1 pseudogene is annotated in these 4,738 nt (G+C 67.2%); it reads left to right on the top strand.

The annotated features are described in order from the left end of the window. A pseudogene (locus tag BHQ40_RS25945) lies at positions 1-4,738 on the top strand (calcium-binding protein); the annotation flags it as partial.

The raw sequence follows: 4,738 nt of genomic DNA, 5'->3' as shown, positions 1-4,738 counted from the left end.
GGGCGGCGCGGGCGACGATATCCTGACCGGCGGCGCGGGCGCGGATACGATCGACGGTGGCGCTGGCATCGATACGGCGGACTATTCCGCATCGGTCGGCGCGGTGACCGTCAATCTGAACGGTATCGCGAGCAGCGGCGGCGACGCGGACGGCGACATGCTGACCAGCGTCGAACGGGTTCTGGGTTCCGCAGGCGCTGACCTGATCCGGGGCGGCGCTGCGGATGAATCGCTCTACGGCAATACCGGGGACGATACGCTGATTGGCGGCGGCGGCGCGGATGTGCTGTCGGGCGGCGCGGGCGCGGACACCGCAGACTATAGTTCGGCCTCCGGTGGAGTGACGGTATCGCTGGACGGCACGGCGGGCGTGGGTTTCGAGGCGGCGGGCGACGTGCTCGACACGATCGAGCGGCTTGTCGGCTCCTCCTTCGACGACACGCTGAACGGGTCGACGGGCGATGACGAACTGGTTGGCGGCGCAGGATCGGACACGCTGTCCGGCCGCGCGGGCAACGATATTCTTTCCGGCGGCGCGGGCGACGACATCCTTATCGGCGGCGCGGGTGCTGACCAGTTCGACGGCGGCGCGGGCTTCGACACGGCGAGCTATGCCGGGGCGCTGCAGGCGGTCACCGTCTATCTGGACGGTACGACCGGCAGCCGGGGCGATGCGGCGGGCGACATCCTCGTCAGCATCGAGCAACTGATCGGCTCCGACTATGACGACCGCCTCTATGGCGGCAATGCGGCGGAGATATTGCGCGGCGGCCTGGGCGCGGATGTGCTTACGGGCGGTGGCGGCGACGATTCTCTGTATGGCGAAGGCGGCGACGATGTGCTGATCGGCGGCGCGGGCGCTGACCTTCTGGATGGCGGCGCGGGCGTCGATACGGCGAATTATGCGACCTCCCTTTCGGGCGTGACGCTCTACATGGATGGCACGATGTCCACCGGCGGCGACGCCGAGGGCGACGTGCTGACATCCATTGAACAGGTTATCGGCTCCAGCCAGGCGGATCGCGTCTATGGGTCCGCGGGCGCGGACCAGATCGACACCGGCGCGGGCGACGACATCATCTATTCCAGCGCGGGCGCGGACATTCTGATCGGCGGCGCGGGTTTCGACATCGCTGATTATTCCAACAATGGCGTGGCGATCACGCTGTATATGGACGGTAGAGTTTCCAGCGGCGGCTATGCGGCGGGCGATACGCTGAGCGGCATTGAGCAGGTCATCGGCACCAGCCAGAATGACAGCATCTTCGGCACGGCCCTGGCCGACACCATCCTGGGCGGCGCTGGCGACGACCTGCTGTCGGGCGGGGCGGGCAATGACAGCCTGACCGGCGGCGACGGCGACGACACGCTGGTCGGTGGCCTCGGCACGGATGCGCTGGATGGCGGCGCGGGTTATGACACGGCCGACTATTCGGCGGCGACGGCGGCAGTCTCCGTGCGCATGGATGGCGTCGCCAGTTCGGGCGGCGAGGCGCTGGGCGACGTATTGACGTCGATCGAGCGGGTGGTCGGTTCCGCCTTTGCCGACACGATTGCGGGCAGCTTCGGCAATGACCGGATCGATGGCGGCGCGGGCGACGATACGCTGCAGGGCCAGGACGGCGACGATATATTGAACGGCGATGCGGGCAACGACATCCTGTCCGGCGGCGCGGGCGCCGACGCCATGACGGGCGGCGCGGGCATCGACACCGCGGACTATTCCGCCTCGGCCTCCGGCGTCACGGCCTATCTGGATGGCACTGTCGGCGTCGGCGGCGATGCGGCGGGCGATACGCTAAACGGCATCGAAATATTGAGGGGTTCGGCCAATGCGGACATCCTGCATGGCGGCGCGGGCGACGATACGCTGATCGGCCAGTCCGGCGACGATATGCTGGTCGGTGGCGCAGGCGCGGACGTGCTGACGGGCGGCGACGGGTTCGACACGGCGGATTATTCGGCGTCGGCCAGCGCGATTGCGATCAACCTTGCCACCGGTACAGGCAGCGCGGGCGATGCGAACGGCGATACGCTGTCCGGCATAGAGCGCGTGATCGGCTCGGCATTCAACGACGTCATGACCGGTTCGGCCAATGCCGACACGCTGCTCGGCGGCGCAGGCGCGGATACGATAGACGGCGGCGCTGGCGGCGACATGATCGACGGCGGCGACGGCGACGACATATTGGTCGGCGGCCAGGGCAGCGACACGCTGGACGGCGGCGCGGGCATCGACACCGCAGATTACAGCGCATCCACGGCGGCGGTCACGGTCTACACCAACGGTGTCGATCAGGGCGCGGGCGGCACGGCGACCGGCGACGTCCTGATCAGTATCGAGCGCGTCCTGGGTTCGCTTTATGGCGACACGCTGGTCGGCAGCACTGGCGTCGACATCCTGATCGGTCAGGACGGCAATGACGTGATCGAAGGCCGCGCGGGCGCGGACACGATTGACGGCGGCGCAGGTTTCGACACGGCGTCCTATGAGCATGCGACGGCGGGCGTGACCGTCAGCCTGGCGACGAACAGCGGCACGGGCGGCGAAGCCAATGGCGATACGCTGGTTTCCATCGAGCGGCTTCTGGGTTCCGATTATAATGATACGCTGACGGGCGGCGCTGGGGCGGAGACGCTGGACGGCGGCGCGGGCGATGACATGCTGATCGGCAGCGCGGGCGCGGATACGCTGACCGGCGGCGCGGGTTTCGACACGGCCAGCTATGCCGCCGCAGCCGCAGGCGTGACCGTCAATCTGGACGGATCGTCGAGCAGCGGGGATATTGCGGCCGGCGATCGCCTTAGCGGCATCGAATCCGTGATCGGATCGGATTTCGCCGACACCATCACGGGCACCTTCTCCGACGACACGCTTCTGGGTGGCCTTGGCGATGATGTGCTCTCCGGCGGGACCGGCAGCGACATTCTGATGGGTCAGGATGGCGATGACACGCTGCGCGGCGACGGCGGCGCGGATCAACTGGACGGCGGCGCGGGCTTCGACACCGTGAGCTACTCCACCTCCAGCGCGGCCATCACGATCGATTTGACGCTGGGCACGGCGACAGGCGGCGATGCGCAGGGCGACACCTTCGTCAATGTCGAGCGCTTCGTCGGCTCGCGCCTCAGCGACATGATGATCGGCGGCGCGGGCAGCGACAATTTTGACGGCTTCGACGGCGACGACACGTTGCGCGGCGAAGGCGGCGACGACACGCTGTCGGGCGGTCTGGGCGACGATGTGCTGATCGGCGGCGCGGGCGCGGATGCGCTGTCGGGCGGGTCGGGCACCGATACGGCGGACTATTCCGCATCGGCCAGCGCCGTCACCATCCGCACTGGCGGCACGTCCAGTGGCGGCGACGCGCAGGGCGACACCATGACCGGGATCGAGAAGATCATCGGTTCCGCCTTTGCCGACCGGTTCGAGGGCAGCAGCGCCGACGAGGAGTTTAGCGGCCTTGCCGGGGATGACCAGTTCATCAGCAGCGGCGGCGCGGATGTCTATCGCGGCGGCGATGGCATCGACACGGTGGACTATTCGGCCTCTGCGAGCAGCGGCATGAAAATCTATCTCGACGGCAGCTTCGGCACCGGCGGCGACGCTGCGGGCGACCGGATGTTCGACATCGAGATCGCGATCGGTTCCGCCCAGAATGATGAGATGACGGCGAACGCCACCGGATCTACGTTGCTGGCGGGGGCTGGCAATGACACGCTTTATGGCAATAGCGGCGTCGATATCCTGAATGGCGGCGACGGCGATGACGTGATCGCAAGCGGGCTGGGCGCTGACCAGGTGATTGGCGGCCTTGGCACGGATACGGCCGACTATCGCAATTCGAACGCGGCCGTCACCATCTCCAACGACGGCACTGCGGGCGTTGGCGGCTGGGCGCAGGGCGATATCCTGACCAGCATCGAGCGGATCGAGGGATCGCTCAACTATGCGGACACCCTGCGCGGCGGCATGCTGGTCTCCACGGTCTTGTGGGGCTGGGGCGGCAACGACAATTTCGTCAGCTATGGCCAGGCGGACAGTATCGATGGCGGCACCGGCACCGACACGATCGACTATAGCGGATCCGCGAGCGGTGTGACTGTACGCCTTGACGGCACGGCGTCCTCCGGCGGCGATGCGGCGGGCGACACCATCATCAATGTCGAGCATGTCATCGGCTCCAGCCAGGCCGACACCATTTACGGCACCGGCGTCAATGAGACGCTGGAGGGCGGCGCGGGCGACGATACGCTGATCGGCGGGTCCGGCGCGGACATATTGGACGGCGGCGCTGGATTCGACACGGCGGATTATTCCTCGTCCGGCGGCGTGGTCGTGCGTATGGATGGCACGCCGGGTTCGGCCGGCGACGCCAATGGCGACATATTGATCAGCATTGAGCGCGTGATCGGATCGTCGCTGGCCGACGGCATCTACGGGTCCGCCAATGCGGATACGATCATGGCCGGCGACGGCAACGACACCATCTATGGCAGCCTTGGCGCGGACACCATCGACGGCGGCGCGGGTACGGACGACGTGGTTGACTTCAGCGCTTCGGCGACGGGTCTCACCGTCAACCTGACCAACGGCGCGCTTTCGACCGGCATGGCGCAGGGCGACACCTACACCAATATCGAGCGCTATGTCCTTTCGGGTCTGGCCGATATCTTCGTCGGATCGGCGGGCGCAGAGGAAGTGCGCGGCGGCGCGGGCAATGACAGCCTGACCGGC

The sequence above is a fragment of the Sphingobium phenoxybenzoativorans genome (assembly GCF_001757355.1).
Classification (GTDB): Bacteria; Pseudomonadota; Alphaproteobacteria; order Sphingomonadales; family Sphingomonadaceae; genus Sphingobium; species Sphingobium phenoxybenzoativorans.
Note: the sequence above shows the minus strand (reverse complement) of the source record. Positions and strands in the feature narration are given on the sequence as shown.